This window comes from Vibrio sp. 397 (assembly GCF_033339395.1).
GTDB lineage: Bacteria > Pseudomonadota > Gammaproteobacteria > Enterobacterales > Vibrionaceae > Vibrio > Vibrio alginolyticus.
Window position 1 is genome coordinate 23,251 of sequence record NZ_JAWOUN010000008.1, and the last position, 16,397, is coordinate 39,647.

Consider the following 16,397-nt stretch of genomic DNA (forward strand, 5'->3'; position numbering starts at 1 on the left):
AGCGTTAGCTTCACAGCGCGAACCGTTTGGTTGGCGATGAACCAAGCCAGAAGCTAGCCGCTCCTCTACAATAACAATATGATTACTTAACTTGCTTTAACCATTTATCGTCGTTAAACCACTTATCGTAAATGCGATCGTAAGTTCCATCGCCCTTAATTTGACGTAAATAGTTGTTTAAGAAGTTAAGCGTATCTGGATTTCCTTGCGGCACAGCCCAACCCAAAGGCTCGTAAGTAAACGGTTTAGCCAAGTGCATTAACTGCCCTTTGTTTTCCGCCACATAAATAGAGTTGTAAGGAAAGTCATAAACAAACGCATCTACCTTTCCGTTGGCAACCTCAAGTACCGCTTCAGACTGAGTTTCGTATAGATTTATCTTAGCTTTCGGAAGGTATCGTTTTACCGCTTGCTCACCCGTTGTCCCAAGCTTAGTTGCAACAACATATTCTGGACTATTGAGATCTCGGTAACTAGACACTTTACCTTCATGTTTGAGATCTACGAGAATGGATTGACCAATAACCACATAGGGATCAGCGAAATTCACCTGAGTATTTCGCATAGGTGTGATAGTCATCCCGCCCATAATCATGTGACACTTACCAGTCAACAGTGTTGGGATAATGCCATCCCATGAAGTGTTTACCGGCACAAACTTAACATCCATGGCACGCGCCATTTGCTTACCCAAATCGATATCAAACCCGATGTACTGCCCATTTTTTGCTGTCATTTCAAAAGGCATATACCCAGAATCAAAGCAGACTTTTAGCTCCCCTGTACTTTTGATGTCGTCTAAAATTGGGTCTGCATTAACCGTCGTCGAAACAGCTAACCCCAGTGCAGCAAAACACAATAACTTTTTCATGGATATTCCTTTATCATTTGTTGTAAAGTTTTTTTATACACGACAAAAGAATAAAAAACCACAAACAATGACTTTTTAATCACTAGAATTTGTAGGATCGTTACTAAGCTGGAAGATTTGAATGAAAATCTATACCAAGCCATTGCAATTGAATTGCATGCATTAAGTGATTAAGTTGTAGGCAGGTCACTATAACGACAAGAAACATAAGCTTTGACTGAATAGTCAGCGTTTCCGAGAGTGGTTTAATTATTAACGAAACCATACAGATATTCGCTTTTTCACATTGACCGTAATGTCAAAAGTGCTTGAGTTTTATTGTTGACAATTCTTCCATAGTCAATGGTCACAAATGTGATGTACAGCACATTTCTATAGTGGCACTATCACCTTTGTCGAGAGATATTAACAAGGATTAGTTGGACATCTTGACTTTGTAATACAAATAAAAAGGTGACTATATGAAAAAACTAATGACGCTCTCATCACTATTATTATTCAGTTTATCTGCTACTGCTGGCATTCATGTCGAACACTCTACAAACAAAGTTGTTCTCAATGACTTTACGACAAAAGATGCCGCTTATAGCTCTGCGTTTGATCTTGTCGATGAATACCAAACGCTATCAAAACATGAACTTAGAAATCGTCTAAACATCATTGGAAGCGGTTTCCCTCGTGATATTGCAATCGATGATAGTAAGGTGAGAGTTGAAGAATACGCACTTAACCGTGATGAAGTTAAATATCGTGCAATCATAAACTTCAATTATCACTTCAGAACAAGTGACGGCGGTAAAAACTAAAAATCATCTGCACCTTTACTTTCTTAGAGCCCTTCCTATTTTAAGAAAGTAAAGGTGTCTAATCATATTGAAACGACGGCTTTTCATAAATCGCTCTCTCCTTACATAAGCAGTATCAATCCCTACCTCTATCGTTTACATAAAAATCATTTTTCCAATCTTCACTGAGATACATTTCGTCGTTTGGGGCTTTGTCATTCGCTTGGTTCGCCATATGGATTCCACATCACTTAAATGAAAAAGACCCTTGAAATTGAGTTCACTTTTTTATGAAGATTAACTCAACCTAAGATTGACAATTGTCGTTATATTTTTCTCGTTTATAGCAATATATAAAAAACTCTTTTTGTTTTAATTAACCATAAAGCGTGAAAATAAAAAAAGGCAACAAGACACTTCTTGTTGCCAAAGAAAAAATACATCATTCAAAAAATATGAAAATGAAAACTAGCAGTGGACTAGCTAACAAAACCATTATATTCAAAACACTTAAACAAGTAACGATCAATATAATCCATTATATATGGATGAAAATCAGCACTTATGAAATTACACCGATAAATAAAAAAGCCTGAAAATAGTTTCAGGCTTTTTAGCTTTATTAATTTTTTAGAATGAATATCTCGCAGCTATTGCAAGAATATCGTCTTCATTGTCTACATCTGTAATTCTGTATTCTGCTAGTGCTTTAAAATTAGAAGTCAAATCGTACTCTGCACCTAGTGAGTAGTAATCGACGACATCTTCATCATCACGCTCTAGATTGTTATATCCAACTAGTGCCCAAAGCTTATCTGTTACTTCATAAGTGGCAACTGCTTCAATACCGGTGTAATCAATATTACTTTCAGAACCATCTTTAGCCCAGTTTTCACCATCACTGTATAAAACAGAGGCATAAAACTTGTCGTATTCAAATGCAATAGCACCCGTTAGCAGCTCTGCATCTTCTGCACCCGATTGCCCTTCACCTTCGTTGTAACCAAGCGCAACTTTGAAGCCATATGGCAACTTGTAGTCCGCCGCCGCACCATAAGAAGCTGCATCTGTTGACACTTCATCGTTTTCAGCCTGATAGCTAACATGAATATTCAAACCTTCATAGCTTGTCGTTAGCTTAAATACTGAATCGGAGCGACCGGTACCATATAGATCCGCACTTACGCCAGCAGCTTCATTACCAAACTCCGGGAAAATATCCGTGTAATCAGATACTAAAGTGACCGCACCGTATTGACGTCCATAACTTACTGTTCCGTAATCTGCACCAACTCCTACATAGCCTTTTCGGATATCAAATTCATCATCTTCAATCCCATCAGCATCTCTGCGATTAGACTTAAATTCCAACTCATATAAGCCGAAGGCATAAAGATCTTCATTTATTTTAGACTCACCTGAAAGTCCTACACGAATGTAGCTATTATCTCCGTCAGCATTTTTATCATCAGAGAAATAATACATCCCTTGCGCTCGGCCATGAATATTTAACACTGATTCTTGATCTTCATAAACTACGGCTGAATTTGCAGCACTTGCAGAGAAAAGTGCTGCGATTGCGATCGACGTTCTTGTCATTTTCATTTAATTACCACTACTTGTGTTGTTTGAATCGAGTGAAATTATGAACAGTGGCAATTATTTTTAAAGTGCAAATTCAACCATATTCTATGGATAAATATAAACAAGCCCTCAATCTAAAACATTATGTCCTAGTACTCATATTAGTTGAGATAATCCATCCAAACAGGAGGCGTCCCTATTATTTTTTGAACAGTATCAATGAACAGTTTGGCTAATGGTTGTTGATTTCGGTGAGTATACATTGCATATATTTCTCCTATTGCGGGAAGATTATAATCAGGAAGCAACTGTACAAGATCTTGTTTACTCAAACTCTCCTGAAGAAAGAACTGCCCTATTAAAGCATACCCTAGATCAGATTTTACGGCATCGAGCATTAACTCAGTTTCATTCACGAAGTACTGCCCGTTGATATTATACGTTCTAACGTCGCTTGATGACTGGCTTGGCGCTATACGTAGCTTATCCGCCTTAAAGTTAGCATTAGAGTATATTACTGCTGGCATTTTTATAAGCTCTTCTGGAGAGCTCGGAGTTCCATACTTGTCAATAAAACTCTTTGATGCAACCAGTGCCATATTATTGCTTGCCAACTTACGTACTATCATGTTGGACTCTCGGATTGGTCCGATACGAAACACAACGTCAAAACCTTCGTGGATAACATCGACTCGATTATCATCGAGCAGCAGCTCTACAGTAATGTTTGGGTACTGTTTTATAAACTCTTTAACTGCCTGATTTAAGTATGCTCTGCCAAAGAAAGTGGAGCTTGATATTTTCAAGTTACCCTTCGGTTCATCCTGAAATGTAGCAGCAATACTACGAGTTTCGGTTAGAACCTCTCTTACTTTCTTGGCTTGCGCCACCATCTCAACACCTGCATTGGTCAGGGATAGCGAACGCGTGGAACGGTTTAACAGCCGTAAGCCCAATTCATCCTCTAGCTTTTTGATCTGTTTTGACAAAGCTGAACGATCTATATGATTTCTGTCAGCAGCTTTAGCAAAAGTTCCGTATTCAGAGACATCCAGTAGTAATTCAAGTTGGCCTGCGAGATCCACTGCACAATTCCTTATTTAGTTTTTATTCTTTATGTGATGGGAAATGGATTTTACAAAATTAATTTCAATTTTTTATGGTTCAAATTGCATCAGTGAATTGCAAATAATGCACGAATTAAAAACGCTTTAATTTTCGTCGCTATCTTTAGCTTCTGTTTAGTTATTCCTATCTATTATGGCTTATTACATTTAACAATACTCCACGTCTTTAAAACCCTAAACTGACCTTTTTCAAACCAAAAAAATGAGCATTTTGACCAATATTTAATCGTGCATTTTTATCACTACTCTATGTTCGCTGAGGGCCTATTTACCCATAGGTACAATGAATACAATGCCGTTCCTTTTAGTATGAACAGAATCATTTAGGGCGCGACAAATGTTAAAGAAAGTTTTCGGCATTGGCCTTTTATCCGTTTTAGCTGCTTGTGCAGACGAAGAGATAACCAAACAACCTAATACTCCCTTACCTACGATAGACGTCTCCAAAGTCATCTATGAGCCCGTTCAATCGTGGTTCACCTTTACAACAAGGCTTCAAGCCCCAGAGAAAGTTTCTTTAATGCCACGCGTTTCCGGAGTTATTGAAACGGTAGAGTTCAAAGACGGACAGAGTGTCAACAAAGGCGACTTACTCGTCACTCTTGATGATCGAACCTTCAAAGCTCAGGTCTCACGACTTGAAGCGCAAGTTAAGAGTGCTCGAGCTGCGCTAGAGCAAGCAGCAAACGAACAAAAGAGAGCCGCTCAACTTGTTAAGCGAAAGGCCATCTCAGCGGAACAAGCAGAGGCCCGAGATACCGCAGTAAAACAACGCTCTGCAGAACTAATGGCCTTGCGTGCTCAGTTAGAATCCGCAAAGTTAGATCTTGAGTTTACGAAGATATATGCCCCTATTAGCGGCACTATTTCAAGAGCATTCATTACTAAAGGAAACAATGTAAACGCAAATCAAAGCGTTATATCAAACATTGTCTCTAACGATCAGGTATATGCATACTTTGATGTCGATGAGCGAACTTGGAACCGTTACTTCTCGACAATCAATGCCGACTCTAACTTACCTACTCGTCTTGAACTATCTGGACAAAATGGGCAGGAGTTTTTTGGACGCGTTGACTTTGTCGACAACTCCATCAACGAAAACACCGGTACTTTGCAGGTTCGAGCGGTATTCGATGCAACAAAATCAAACTTAAAAGTGGGATCGTTTGGCCGAGTTCAGATATCAACAACCAAACCAGTTGAACGAGTTCTCGTTCCAGAGCGTTCTATTGGCACAGATCTAGAAAACCGCTTTGTATTAACACTCAATGAAGAGAATACGTTGCAATACAGCATCGTAACCTTAGGCGAACGTTACGGAACATTTCGTGCCATCGAGAATGGCTTGAACGCCGACTCAGTTATTGCGGTAAATGGCCCAGCAAAAGTTGGCCCAAATAGCAAAATCACACCAAAAAATGTCACGCTAGATATTAGCAACACTTCATTGATTATGGCTTCAAACTCAACATCGTTGCCAAACAAACGTTTAGCTCAAGACTAAGAAGACAACCGAATGAAATTTGCACACTTTTTTATTCAAAGACCCATATTTGCCTCTATGTTATCGCTATTGATATTAATAGTAGGCGCAATTTCACTTTTACAGTTGCCTGTGAGTGAATATCCAGAGGTTGTCCCTCCTACAGTGGTAGTTACAGCAAACTATCCTGGTGCGAACCCAAAAGTAATCGCAGAAACAGTTGCTACGCCTCTGGAGCAAGAAATTAATGGTACAGAAAACATGTTATATATGTTTTCGCAGGCAACCAGTGACGGCAGAATGACATTGACCGTAACCTTTGCTTTAGGTACGGACTTGGACAAAGCTCAGGTTCAAATACAAAACCGCGTCACTACAGCTTTGCCCCGATTACCAGAAGCCGTCCAACGGTTAGGAGTTGTTGCCGAAAAAGCCTCTCCTGATCTCACTATGGTTGTGCATATATATTCTCCAGATTCTAGCCGTGAAGTCAGTTATTTAGCTAACTACGCTAATTTAAACTTGAAAGATGAGATAGCTCGGCTCGGAGGCGTTGGTGATGTGCGCCTTTTCGGTGGTGATGAGTACTCAATGCGCTTGTGGTTAAATCCAGATGAGCTCGCTTCTAGAAATCTAACCGTAATGGACGTTGTCTCAGCCGTCCGATCTCAAAACCAACAGGTGGCAGCAGGCTCATTAGGTGCGCAACCAGCCGCTAATGAAAACCAATTCCAAGTTTTGTTGAACGTAAAGGGCCGTTTGGAGAATATTGATGAATTCAACGACATTGTAGTAAAAGTTGACGAAACAGGGGCTTTGACACGTCTTAAAGACGTTGCACGCGTAGAGCTAGGTCAAAACTCTTATGCACTGCGCGCCTTGTTAAATGGTAAACCAGCGGTGGCGATGCCCGTATTCCAGCGCCCTGGTGCTAATGCTATTGAGCTATCTAATCAGGTTCGTTCAACCATGGACCGTTTACAAACAGCCTTTCCAGCTGGAGTTTCATATGAAATAGCCTACGACCCGACCGTCTTTGTTCGTGGTTCGATAGACGCGGTGGTTCATACTCTGCTAGAGGCAATTGTACTTGTTGTTGTCGTAGTCATTTTGTTTTTGCAAACATGGCGCGCGTCTATCATCCCTATCATTGCGGTGCCTGTTTCATTAATCGGTACGTTCGCCGTAATGCAAATGCTTGGAGTATCGATTAACACGCTTTCGTTGTTTGGGCTTGTTCTCGCCATAGGCATCGTCGTCGATGACGCCATTGTCGTCGTCGAAAACGTGGAACGGAACATCCATAATGGACTTGCACCACTAGAAGCAACGAAACAAGCAATGACCGAAGTTACCGGGCCAATTATTGCAATTGCTTTAGTGTTATGTGCGGTGTTCATCCCGACGACCTTTATTACAGGGTTATCCGGTCAGTTTTATAAGCAGTTCGCACTAACAATTACGATCTCGACGATTATTTCAGCAATTAACTCGTTGACGTTATCGCCTGCTTTATCAGCACTGCTATTACAAGATAAGAACGCAAAACCCGATCGGCTAACCAAGCTCTTGGATGCGGTTTTTGGTAAGTATGTTTTTGCGCCATTCAATAGAATTTTTGAGTATAGCTCGAACCAATATCAAGCTCTGGTCAAGAAGCTGATTCGCTATAGCCTTGTTGTTGTGGTGGTATACATTGCGTTACTCGGGGGAACGGTTTCTCTATTCAAAGCTGTTCCTGGAGGATTCATTCCTCAACAAGATAAGCAGTATTTAGTTGCGATCGCCCAACTTCCAGATGCAGCAAGTTTAGATCGAACAGAGTCCGTTATTAAAGAAATGGAAAACCTCGCGCTGGCAACACCTGGCGTAGCACAAACCATTTCTTTCCCAGGCTTATCGGTCAATGGTTTTACTAACAGTCCGAATAGTGGCATCGTTTTTGTTACGCTTGAGGACTTCGATAAACGAAATGATCCAACTCTCGGAGCAAATGCGATTGTTGCATCTTTGAATAAGAGCTTTTCAATCATTGATGAAGCCTTCGTTGCGATTTTTCCACCACCACCAATCCAAGGACTTGGCTCTACTGGCGGCTTTAAACTTCAAATCGAAGACCGTGCGAACAAAGGGTTTGATGAGCTCTTCAAGCAATTGAACTTGATAATAAGTGAGGCATCAACAAGACCCGAGCTGATGGGATTATATTCTACATTTCGCATACAAGTGCCGCAGATGGACATCCAAATAGATCGTGAACAAGCGATGCTGCAAGGTGTTCCTCTAGAGCAGGTTTTTGATGCGCTTCAAGTTTATTTAGGATCATTATACGTCAATGACTTCAATATGTTTGGTAGAACATACAAAGTGAATGCCCAGGCAGACATGAACTATCGTCTCGAACCTGACCAAATACTTAACTACAAAGTAAGAAATGCTGCCGGACAAATGGTTCCTCTCGGCGCTGTACTGGAGATCATACCCACGATTGGGCCTGACCGCGTGATGCACTATAACGGCTACCCTAGTGCAGAACTAAACGGCAGTCCTGCTTTTGGTTACAGTTCAGATCAAGCCCAAACGGCTATTGAGGAAGTACTGGATAAAAACCTAGCAGAGGGAATGGTTTATGAATGGACTGATGTAACCTACCAGAAGATTTTGGCTGGTAACACGATGGTGTATATATTCCCACTTGTTGTTTTGTTAGTTTTCATGGTGCTAGCTTCGCAGTACGAGAGTTTAAAACTGCCATTCGCTATCATTTTGATCGTTCCTATGACCATTTTTTCTGCACTAGCAGGTGTTTGGTTCATTGGTGGTGACAACAATATATTCACACAAATTGCTTTGATTGTCCTTGTGGCTCTAGCGTGTAAAAATGCCATCTTGATGGTGGAGTTCGCTAAAGAACTTAAAGACAATGGCCAAGATACCTTATCAGCGATTTTGGAAGCATGTCGTTTACGTCTTCGGCCGATTCTAATGACATCAATTGCATTTACCGCTGGTGTTATTCCATTAATGATTGGTACAGGGGCCGGAGCGGAAATGCGACAAGCAATGGGTATTGCCGTATTCTCGGGTATGGTAGGCGTAACGGTATTTGGATTACTACTCACACCTGTTTTTTATATGTTAGTCAGTCGAAACAAAAAACGTCAAACACTATAACCATAATATAAATACTCATTTAAATTCATACTAAAGGGAGCTATTGCTCCCTTTTCTTTTGGTTATTAAGTATATTAATAATTTCTAGACAGAGCAGCAGTTATACATGAAACTAATACGCTAATATCTAACTTGGATAAACATTGTGGATTTAGCAAATAAACTACACCTGCTTTTAGAAGTCTCTAAAGCTGGATCTTTTGCAAAAGCAGCAGATGGGATGAATATCGACCGCTCTGTTTTATCTAAACACATCAAGCAGTTAGAAGAGCACTTAGGCGTTAGGCTATTAAACAGAACGACTCGCTCTCTTTCATTAACACAAGTCGGCCAGCAAATAGTAGAAAAAGCAGACCAAATATCTCAACTCCTTGATGATACTCAACAAATAGCGGAGAACTTTCAGACTGAGCCTTCAGGGAAAGTACGAATTTCAAGCTCAACATTATTTGGAAAACTCTATCTACAACCTTCGATAGAGAAGTTTTTACATAAGTACCCAAAAGCAAGTGTTGAACTAATGCTAGATGATCTTCATGTAGACGTGATTAGAAGTAATTTTGATATTGCTTTTCGAATCGGACCTATGAGGGATTCATCAATGGTAGCAAGAAAATTAGCAAAAAATACGACTGCAATCATTGCTTCTCGAAATTTAATTGAAAAACATGGTAACCCAGAAACGCCTGATGAGTTAGTTAAGCTACCTTTTATTATTTATTCAAATGGTAATTTTATTGTCGATAAACTTAAATTCTACGACAAAGCAAAATCAGATGGTTTAGATACATACCCAATATCAGGGTCATACATGGTAAATGAAGCTGAGCTAATAATTGAAAGCGTAAAGTCAGGTCTGGGCGCAGCACTTATAGGTCAATTTATGCTCCCTAACAACCTAGAGTCTTCTAATTTAGTTCAACTTTTACCAGAATATGAAACTCAAGATTTTGGTGATATTTATGCCATGTACTCACACCGTCAGCAATCACCATTGGTTAGGGCATTCATTGATATCGTTCAAGAAGAAATTGGCATACCACCAATATGGGAAAAGCATTTCAATAAAAGCTAGGTGATTCTATTTAACCAAAATTAACAGTAAATAAAAATCAAATAAAATCAATAATTTAAAACAGGAACATTTAAAATTCATAGAAGTTTAATGTTAAGTGAATTAAGTTCCATTCTAAATGGCGCTTAATTCACTAAATATAAAACATTCTTGATTTATAATACTAACAAATCCATCACCTATACAAGTTACGATGTATATTAAAGAAAAACACACCTCGGTCACTAGTTTGTTAGTATATAAAATATCTTATCTTATTTTTTTGGTTATTTATACGTTAGCAACGATTTATTTTAGCGTACAAATGGACAAAAGCACATCGGAGAACTCTCTTATAGAAATGACTCAAATAGCATTTGTGCTTTTTTCATCGTTAATGTGTTTGTATAAATCTAAGGAATATCTTGAACTCAAACACATATTAGTAATAATGTCTTCATTTTTTATGGTTATATTCGTTAGAGAAATGGACTACCACATAGAGCAGTATTTTCCTCACGGTTCATGGAAGTACCCTGCTTGGATTATAATAGTCTCGGTCTGTTATTTTTGTTTTAATAACATAGTTAACATAAAAAATGAGGTAAAATTTTTCATTTCTCATTCTAGCTTCACGACATTAACAATTGGATTTTTCATTGTTTTCTTATTCTCACGCTTTGCAGGGTATGGTGATTTTTGGGTCGAGTTCATGGGGAACTCATACAATAGAGATGTGAAAAACTTGGTTGAAGAAAGCTTAGAGTTACTAGGTTACGCGATACTTTTAAACGGTGTTTTACTTATTAAAGTAGAAAATCACTAAGTATAAATAAGAGTTCAGAGCTTGTAGTTCAAGCTTTGAACTTTTTGGTTAAAAAAAAGCAGCAAATTATATTTGCTGCAAATGATGAAAAAAACAATATGCGTAAGTTAACTTCCTAGCAATGGATGCGTTAACGAGTTAATAATAACGAACCGTAACAATTAAGTCTCGTTGAAAATAATCCATAAAGAATGGCATTTATTACACTGTTAATTATGTAACCTTATCTAATCTAGTTATCACACGCCGTCGTTTTTATATCTTATCTCTTTCCGTCAATAAATAGCTCTTCACCTCAGATCCCATTTATCATCCCACAACAGTCGGATTCACAACAAAGCAATAAAAATCAATAAATTATAAGTAGCCACTTAAAAAGTAAAAAGGAGTAAAAACGAAACTATGTCAGATAGAACATATTAAAGATCACCGACTCTAAGTAGAAAACCGTTCATACTCGTTACGCATACAATCAATAAAGACTTCCATCGCCGGCGTCACACACTTCCCAGCATGATAAGCACAGAGTGGCTTGATCATCTGTGAAAACTCGGTGAATTCAAGCTCTTGTAAACTGCCCTCTTGCAACTCTTTTTCAACCGTAAAACGAGGTAAGTAAGAGATACCAATATTACTCTCAACGCAATTTTTGATCGTATTAATACTGCTAAGTTCGATCATGTTGTCGATGCTAATATCACGCTCCTGAATAATGCTCTCAAACATCCGTCGAAAAAGGCACTTAGGGCCATTGCTTATAAACCCTAAATCAATATGTTGCTCTCTCTTCTTTAAATCTAGCCCTTTTAAAAGCGGTGAAGCAACCAATACCAGTGGCTCCTGCTCAAACTCGTGGACCTTGAGCGTATCGTCATTACCTACTCGATAAAACACACCTAAATCAGCTTTATCCGCTATCAACTCATCTCGAATCTGATAGCAATTTTGTGATTGCAGAGAGAGTCGGACATTGGGCGCCCTGATCCTGAACTCTTTTAAAACATTAGCCATCTTATAAGCAAGTTGAGTCTCAGCAACCAGCACTTTCAATTCACCGGTCGGCTCCGAGTTTTCTTGCTGTGCTGTTCCCTCAATATTTTCCATCACTCGCGCCAGTTCATAGACGTAAGGCAGTATCTTTTCTCCTGCTTGAGTCAAAACCATCTTACGCCCTATTTTTTCGAACAGCTGCAAAGACAGATCTTGTTCCAACTGCTTGATTTGAAAGGTGACGGTTGATTGCGTGCAATAAAGCTTCTGTGACGCTTTTAGAAACGATCCTTCTTCAACAATAGCTTTAAAAGTAAGAAAGCGTTTTAGATTCATGACTAGACTCCACAACCAACAGTTCAATAAATTAAAAGTCTAAGTTTTAATTTATTCAATTTTTTAATCAATTGTAGCGAAGTATAGTGCAGTAAAAACAGGAGAGATAGAGATGACCGCCATCTACACCGCATTTTTTACTTACGTAATCATTACTTCAATTACACCAGGGCCAAACAACATTTTATCGCTCAGCATCGCGACGCAATATGGACTAAAACGCTCTACAAAAGTGATTTCGGGGATGTTTTGTGGCTATGTTGTTTTGATGCTACTTTGTGGCGCTTTCACGTATAACATGATCAGCCTCTTGCCCGTGATTACACCTTGGCTAACATGGATTGGAGCAGCTTACATTGTTTGGTTGGCTTGGGGGCTTGCTACGAGTGAGATCAAAACTTCATCGGATAATTCTAAAGGTATCAGTTTCTTAACAGGTTTAGGTTTGCAGTTCGTTAATGTGAAAATCATTCTTTATGGAATTACCTCTATTTCTACGTTCGTACTGCCCCACACTCAGAATATCTACTGGATCTTAGCGACTAGCCTCATTCTTGCTTTGATCGCACTTCTTAGCAACGTAGTTTGGGCCGTTGCAGGAAAGCTACTTCAATCGCAATTCCAGAGATATGGCAAAGTCATCAATATGAGCTTAGCAGCAGCTCTGATCTATTGTGCGACACAGTTATTTACTTAAGTATATAGTTGATCATCAAGAACAATATTGCTCTTCAACTTAGACGACTACGTTTATGTGAAGAGCAAATTCTGCTCTACAAATCGCTGCGGTTTCTCGTGCCCTTACTCGCTCCTCCCGCGCCTCCATACGGCAGTTTTTGAAGAAGTAGATTCAACGTCACTTAATCAACCTAAAGATACGAAATCTTGTTTAGCTATACATACACGGCCTTGGCGACCTCGGCAATAACTAAGCATTACTTAGTATACACAAATCAGAAAAACTAAGATAATCTTAGTCATCCAAGTCCTTCGTATGAACTTTAAGTGTTGTTTAATAACCCACTCCCAGCCCGCCTTAAGCATGCGCGTAAACAAGCGAATCTGTCCCAAAAAGCACTGGGCATCCGTATCGGCATGGATGATAGTTCTGCAAGTGCAAGGATGAACCAATACGAAAGGGAGCGCCATACTCCCGACGTAAAAACGCTCAAACTTATCGCAGATGAGCTAAACGTACCTCTAAACTATTTTTTTTGTGAAGATGAAATCACCGCTGAACTTGCTGTGAATCTCCACAAGCTGTCAAATGATGACAAGCAAAGAGTGCTTGAGAGCACAGCCCAGTTGATTGCGGACGCAATCGCTACGAACAAGTCGAGTACGTAATTGGGATTAAACGCCTAAGAATACGTATCAATACCAAAGAATCAAAGAGCATAACTAAGGGTTCAACATGGCTACAACAAAAGCACTTGTGGTTTTTTCCGGTGGGCAGGACTCTACGACCTGCTTAATCGATGCATTAAATACATATGATGAGGTTCATGCTATAACGTTTGATTATGGCCAGCGTCATTCAGATGAAATAGATATCGCTATCGAATTAGGTAAGCAACTTAACATCAAAAGCCACAAAGTCCTGGATGTAAAATCAATTAATGAGTTAGCGATAAGCTCGCTGACAAGAGACAACATTCCGGTATCTAATGACTTAAGCGACGCTAACGTACCCAATACATTCGTTCCAGGGAGAAACATTCTCTTTCTTACTTACGCATGTATCCATGCTTACCAGCTTGGTATTCAAGACATCATTACGGGAGTTTGCGAAACAGACTTTAGTGGTTACCCTGACTGCCGAGACAACTTTATTCGCTCTCTAAATCTCTCTTGCAATTTAGGTATGGATAAAGCCTTCAATATTAAGACTCCTTTAATGTGGCTTACTAAAGCAGAGACCTGGGCTCTAGCTGATAAGCACAATATGTTGGAGTTTGTCCAAAACAATACGTTAACATGTTACAACGGAATCGTTGGTAAAGGCTGTGGTGAATGCCCAGCGTGCCTACTGCGACAAAGCGGCTTAGAAGAATACTTAGCGAGCAAATAGTCTTTGTTAGCGGTAATAGCGCTGGGATAAAACCTTTTGCGTTAGCTTCTAAACGTTTTATCTCAGCGTGAAACTCCAGCCAACAGAGCTTTATTTTGATGCCGCCAGATTGGTGGCATCAATTAAATGCGAAACGATTGTCGAACCAAAGATAGCACTACACCACAACAGCCAACACTGCTTAGCTTTTACAACGCTATAAATTGCTTAGATATATCGACAATGTTTCGATAGCAAAGCTACCAACGGCATTACTCGCGAAACCGGGATTAGATAGAAAAGCTACCTCGAATGATGACGAGTCTCTCGTCTAAGCAATACTCAAATATTTATGAGTTTGAACAGACAAACGCCAATTGCGGGCAATACACGTATCAATACACAATTGCGTAGCACGAGGCTTCTGGCTAATTGGTTGTAGTGCAATGATAGTCTCAGCCGCTACGTTCGCATTTGCTAAAAGATCATCAAGGTGGTCGATGTCTTTCTGGGTACCGACTGGATGCTTAATCTCATTTGCCCGCTCTAACGCGCTATTAAGCACTGGTAATTTACCTTTCATTGCTACTTTTGGTGACACTGTCACCCACGTATTTTCTGAAGTAATCACTTCTGATGTGCCACTGGTTTCAATTTGGCATTGGCACCCCATATCTTCAAACGCCTTTGTTAAAGGGCGCAGATCATAAATACAAGGCTCTCCACCAGTAATCACGATATGCTTAGCATTAAAGCCTTGCTGTTGATATTGCTCTACGATGTTCTCGGCAGATGCAACACACCACGTCGGAGAGTCTTCCGTTTTCACCAGAATATCGCCTATTTGACGTTGATCATTCTCATCTGCATACCACGTTTGTTTGGTATCGCACCATGAGCAACCAACCGGACACTCTTGAAGCCGAACAAAAACAGCAGGGACTCCAGTGAAAACCCCTTCCCCTTGGATGGTTTCAAACATCTCATTTAGCTTATACAACGCAGAACTCACTCAACTCATAACATTTCGAGGCGAAGACCATAATGGACACGCGTGTCTAGGTCAATTTAAACCAAAAATTAATTGTTAAAATAGACCATTTTGTAGTTTCATAGCGTAATGAATATAGGTTTCTGGTTAACGTTAAACCAAGCCTTATTCACTGACAGCTCCCAAAAAACTTTAAGGTAAGAAATGATGTATAAACTGATCGCACTAGATATGGATGGCACGCTACTCAATAGTGATAAAGCCATTTCTGAAGAAAACAAACAAGCGATCGCAAAAGCTCGAGAAGCAGGCGTTACTGTCGTTCTCGCTTCTGGTCGCCCATTAGAAGGAATGCAAGACAAGCTCGACGAACTGAATATCCATTCCGATCGAGATTTTGTTCTTTACTACAACGGTTCGATGGTCAAGAACGTAGGCACAAACGACATCATCCACCAGCAAATCATAGATGGTAAAGCTGCAAAATTGGTGGCGCGAAAAGCCGAAGAGCTAGGTGCGTACGTCCATGCTTTTAGTCAAGTTCATGGTTTAATCACCAACGAACACAACCCTTACACCGATATTGAAGCAAAGATAAATGGCTTAAATGTCACCGAGATGAACTTCGAATCACTAGAAGACGATCATCCAATCATCAAAGCTATGATGGTTGCAGAGCCAAGCAAACTAACAGAAGTTATAGCAGCACTGCCAGCTGAAATGCGCGAAGCGTTTACGGTTGTTCAAAGCGCTCCGTTTTTCCTTGAGTTTCTTAACCCTGCGAGCAACAAAGGTATTGGTGTTGCCGCAATTGCCGAGTATCTGGGAATTAAACCGGAAGAAGTTATCTGTATGGGTGACGCAGAAAATGACCACCACATGCTGAAATACGCTGGCCTTGGTATCGCGATGGCAAATGCAATGGAAGAAACCAAGCAAATCGCTGACTACATTACGGCAAGTAATGATGAGCACGGTGTCGCTAAAGCTATAGAAAAGTTCGTGCTCAATGCATAGCCCTTTCCGCCATGTCTGTTGCGTTAAGCTTCTTACGTTTAACATCCCTAGCCGTCCAAGATAGGCAAGCGGCGTTGTTCGTGGACTAAACGTGTAAAAGCCTTGC

The 16,397-nt window shown here is 39.9% G+C and carries 13 protein-coding genes; 8 read left to right on the forward strand and 5 right to left on the reverse strand.

Annotated features, from left to right (window positions below; genetic code table 11):
* Positions 1 to 82 precede the first annotated feature (82 nt).
* Positions 83 to 871, reverse strand: coding sequence for a transporter substrate-binding domain-containing protein (locus R7P36_RS13990; protein WP_005377324.1), 789 nt, complete (start codon positions 869 to 871; stop codon positions 83 to 85).
* Between the two features lie 461 nt (positions 872 to 1,332).
* On the opposite strand from R7P36_RS13990, the gene R7P36_RS13995 reads away from it, so the two are divergent.
* Positions 1,333 to 1,677: a DUF3316 domain-containing protein gene (locus tag R7P36_RS13995; RefSeq protein ID WP_104979228.1), complete on the forward strand. Its 345-nt coding sequence runs from the start codon at positions 1,333 to 1,335 to the stop codon at positions 1,675 to 1,677.
* Positions 1,678 to 2,286: 609 nt separating this feature from the next.
* On the opposite strand, the gene R7P36_RS14000 is transcribed toward R7P36_RS13995, so the two are convergent.
* Complete coding sequence (locus R7P36_RS14000; protein WP_005377322.1) at positions 2,287 to 3,261, reverse strand: porin; 975 nt, start codon at positions 3,259 to 3,261, stop codon at positions 2,287 to 2,289.
* Positions 3,262 to 3,401: 140 nt separating this feature from the next.
* Positions 3,402 to 4,325: a LysR family transcriptional regulator gene (locus R7P36_RS14005; protein ID WP_213899508.1), complete on the reverse strand. Its 924-nt coding sequence runs from the start codon at positions 4,323 to 4,325 to the stop codon at positions 3,402 to 3,404.
* 379 nt (positions 4,326 to 4,704) lie between these two features.
* Here R7P36_RS14005 and R7P36_RS14010 point away from each other — a divergent pair, with 379 nt between their 5' ends.
* The 3 genes from R7P36_RS14010 to R7P36_RS14020 all read left to right on the forward strand — a co-directional run bounded on the left by R7P36_RS14010 (position 4,705) and on the right by R7P36_RS14020 (position 10,102).
* Positions 4,705 to 5,874: an efflux RND transporter periplasmic adaptor subunit gene (locus R7P36_RS14010; protein ID WP_054579512.1), complete on the forward strand. Its 1,170-nt coding sequence runs from the start codon at positions 4,705 to 4,707 to the stop codon at positions 5,872 to 5,874.
* Between the two features lie 12 nt (positions 5,875 to 5,886).
* Complete coding sequence (locus R7P36_RS14015) at positions 5,887 to 9,027, forward strand: efflux RND transporter permease subunit (protein ID WP_176310989.1); 3,141 nt, start codon at positions 5,887 to 5,889, stop codon at positions 9,025 to 9,027.
* A gap of 145 nt (positions 9,028 to 9,172) precedes the next feature.
* Positions 9,173 to 10,102 (forward strand): LysR family transcriptional regulator, encoded by a 930-nt coding sequence (locus tag R7P36_RS14020; protein ID WP_033906145.1) that lies wholly within the window; start codon positions 9,173 to 9,175, stop codon positions 10,100 to 10,102.
* Between the two features lie 1,240 nt (positions 10,103 to 11,342).
* Here R7P36_RS14020 and R7P36_RS14025 read toward each other — a convergent pair.
* Positions 11,343 to 12,233, reverse strand: a complete 891-nt coding sequence (locus R7P36_RS14025) for a LysR family transcriptional regulator (protein ID WP_170897336.1) — start codon at positions 12,231 to 12,233, stop codon at positions 11,343 to 11,345.
* Between the two features lie 112 nt (positions 12,234 to 12,345).
* Between R7P36_RS14025 and eamB the strand changes: the two genes are divergently transcribed.
* The 3 genes from eamB to queC all read left to right on the forward strand — a co-directional run bounded on the left by eamB (position 12,346) and on the right by queC (position 14,304).
* Positions 12,346 to 12,930 carry a cysteine/O-acetylserine transporter gene (gene eamB / locus R7P36_RS14030; protein WP_025768137.1) on the forward strand — a complete coding sequence of 195 codons (585 nt, stop codon included), beginning with the start codon at positions 12,346 to 12,348 and terminating at the stop codon, positions 12,928 to 12,930.
* A 308-nt stretch (positions 12,931 to 13,238) separates the two neighbouring features.
* Positions 13,239 to 13,580 carry a helix-turn-helix domain-containing protein gene (locus R7P36_RS14035; RefSeq protein WP_025768136.1) on the forward strand — a complete coding sequence of 114 codons (342 nt, stop codon included), beginning with the start codon at positions 13,239 to 13,241 and terminating at the stop codon, positions 13,578 to 13,580.
* 67 nt (positions 13,581 to 13,647) lie between these two features.
* Positions 13,648 to 14,304, forward strand: a complete 657-nt coding sequence (gene queC, locus R7P36_RS14040; RefSeq protein ID WP_005377298.1) for a 7-cyano-7-deazaguanine synthase QueC — start codon at positions 13,648 to 13,650, stop codon at positions 14,302 to 14,304.
* Positions 14,305 to 14,614: 310 nt separating this feature from the next.
* Here the strand turns inward: queC and queE are convergent, their stop codons facing one another.
* Positions 14,615 to 15,265: a 7-carboxy-7-deazaguanine synthase QueE gene (queE, locus tag R7P36_RS14045; RefSeq protein ID WP_005377296.1), complete on the reverse strand. Its 651-nt coding sequence runs from the start codon at positions 15,263 to 15,265 to the stop codon at positions 14,615 to 14,617.
* Between the two features lie 216 nt (positions 15,266 to 15,481).
* On the opposite strand from queE, the gene R7P36_RS14050 reads away from it, so the two are divergent.
* The gene (locus R7P36_RS14050; RefSeq protein ID WP_017821691.1) at positions 15,482 to 16,291 is read left to right on the forward strand and encodes a Cof-type HAD-IIB family hydrolase; all 810 of its coding nucleotides are present in this window, start codon (positions 15,482 to 15,484) and stop codon (positions 16,289 to 16,291) included.
* The last annotated feature ends 106 nt before the right edge of the window (positions 16,292 to 16,397 follow it).

Excerpts from the sequence above, each read along its gene's own strand:
- R7P36_RS13990 (WP_005377324.1), bottom strand. The coding sequence starts at position 871 with ATGAAAAAGTTATTGTGTTTTGCTGCACTGGGGTTAGCTGTTTCGACG.
- R7P36_RS13995 (WP_104979228.1), top strand. The coding sequence starts at position 1,333 with ATGAAAAAACTAATGACGCTCTCATCACTATTATTATTCAGTTTATCT.
- R7P36_RS14000 (WP_005377322.1), bottom strand. The coding sequence starts at position 3,261 with ATGAAAATGACAAGAACGTCGATCGCAATCGCAGCACTTTTCTCTGCA.
- R7P36_RS14010 (WP_054579512.1), top strand. The coding sequence starts at position 4,705 with ATGTTAAAGAAAGTTTTCGGCATTGGCCTTTTATCCGTTTTAGCTGCT.
- R7P36_RS14015 (WP_176310989.1), top strand. The coding sequence starts at position 5,887 with ATGAAATTTGCACACTTTTTTATTCAAAGACCCATATTTGCCTCTATG.
- R7P36_RS14025 (WP_170897336.1), bottom strand. The coding sequence starts at position 12,233 with ATGAATCTAAAACGCTTTCTTACTTTTAAAGCTATTGTTGAAGAAGGA.
- eamB (WP_025768137.1), top strand. The coding sequence starts at position 12,346 with ATGACCGCCATCTACACCGCATTTTTTACTTACGTAATCATTACTTCA.
- queC (WP_005377298.1), top strand. The coding sequence starts at position 13,648 with ATGGCTACAACAAAAGCACTTGTGGTTTTTTCCGGTGGGCAGGACTCT.
- queE (WP_005377296.1), bottom strand. The coding sequence starts at position 15,265 with ATGTTTGAAACCATCCAAGGGGAAGGGGTTTTCACTGGAGTCCCTGCT.
- R7P36_RS14050 (WP_017821691.1), top strand. The coding sequence starts at position 15,482 with ATGTATAAACTGATCGCACTAGATATGGATGGCACGCTACTCAATAGT.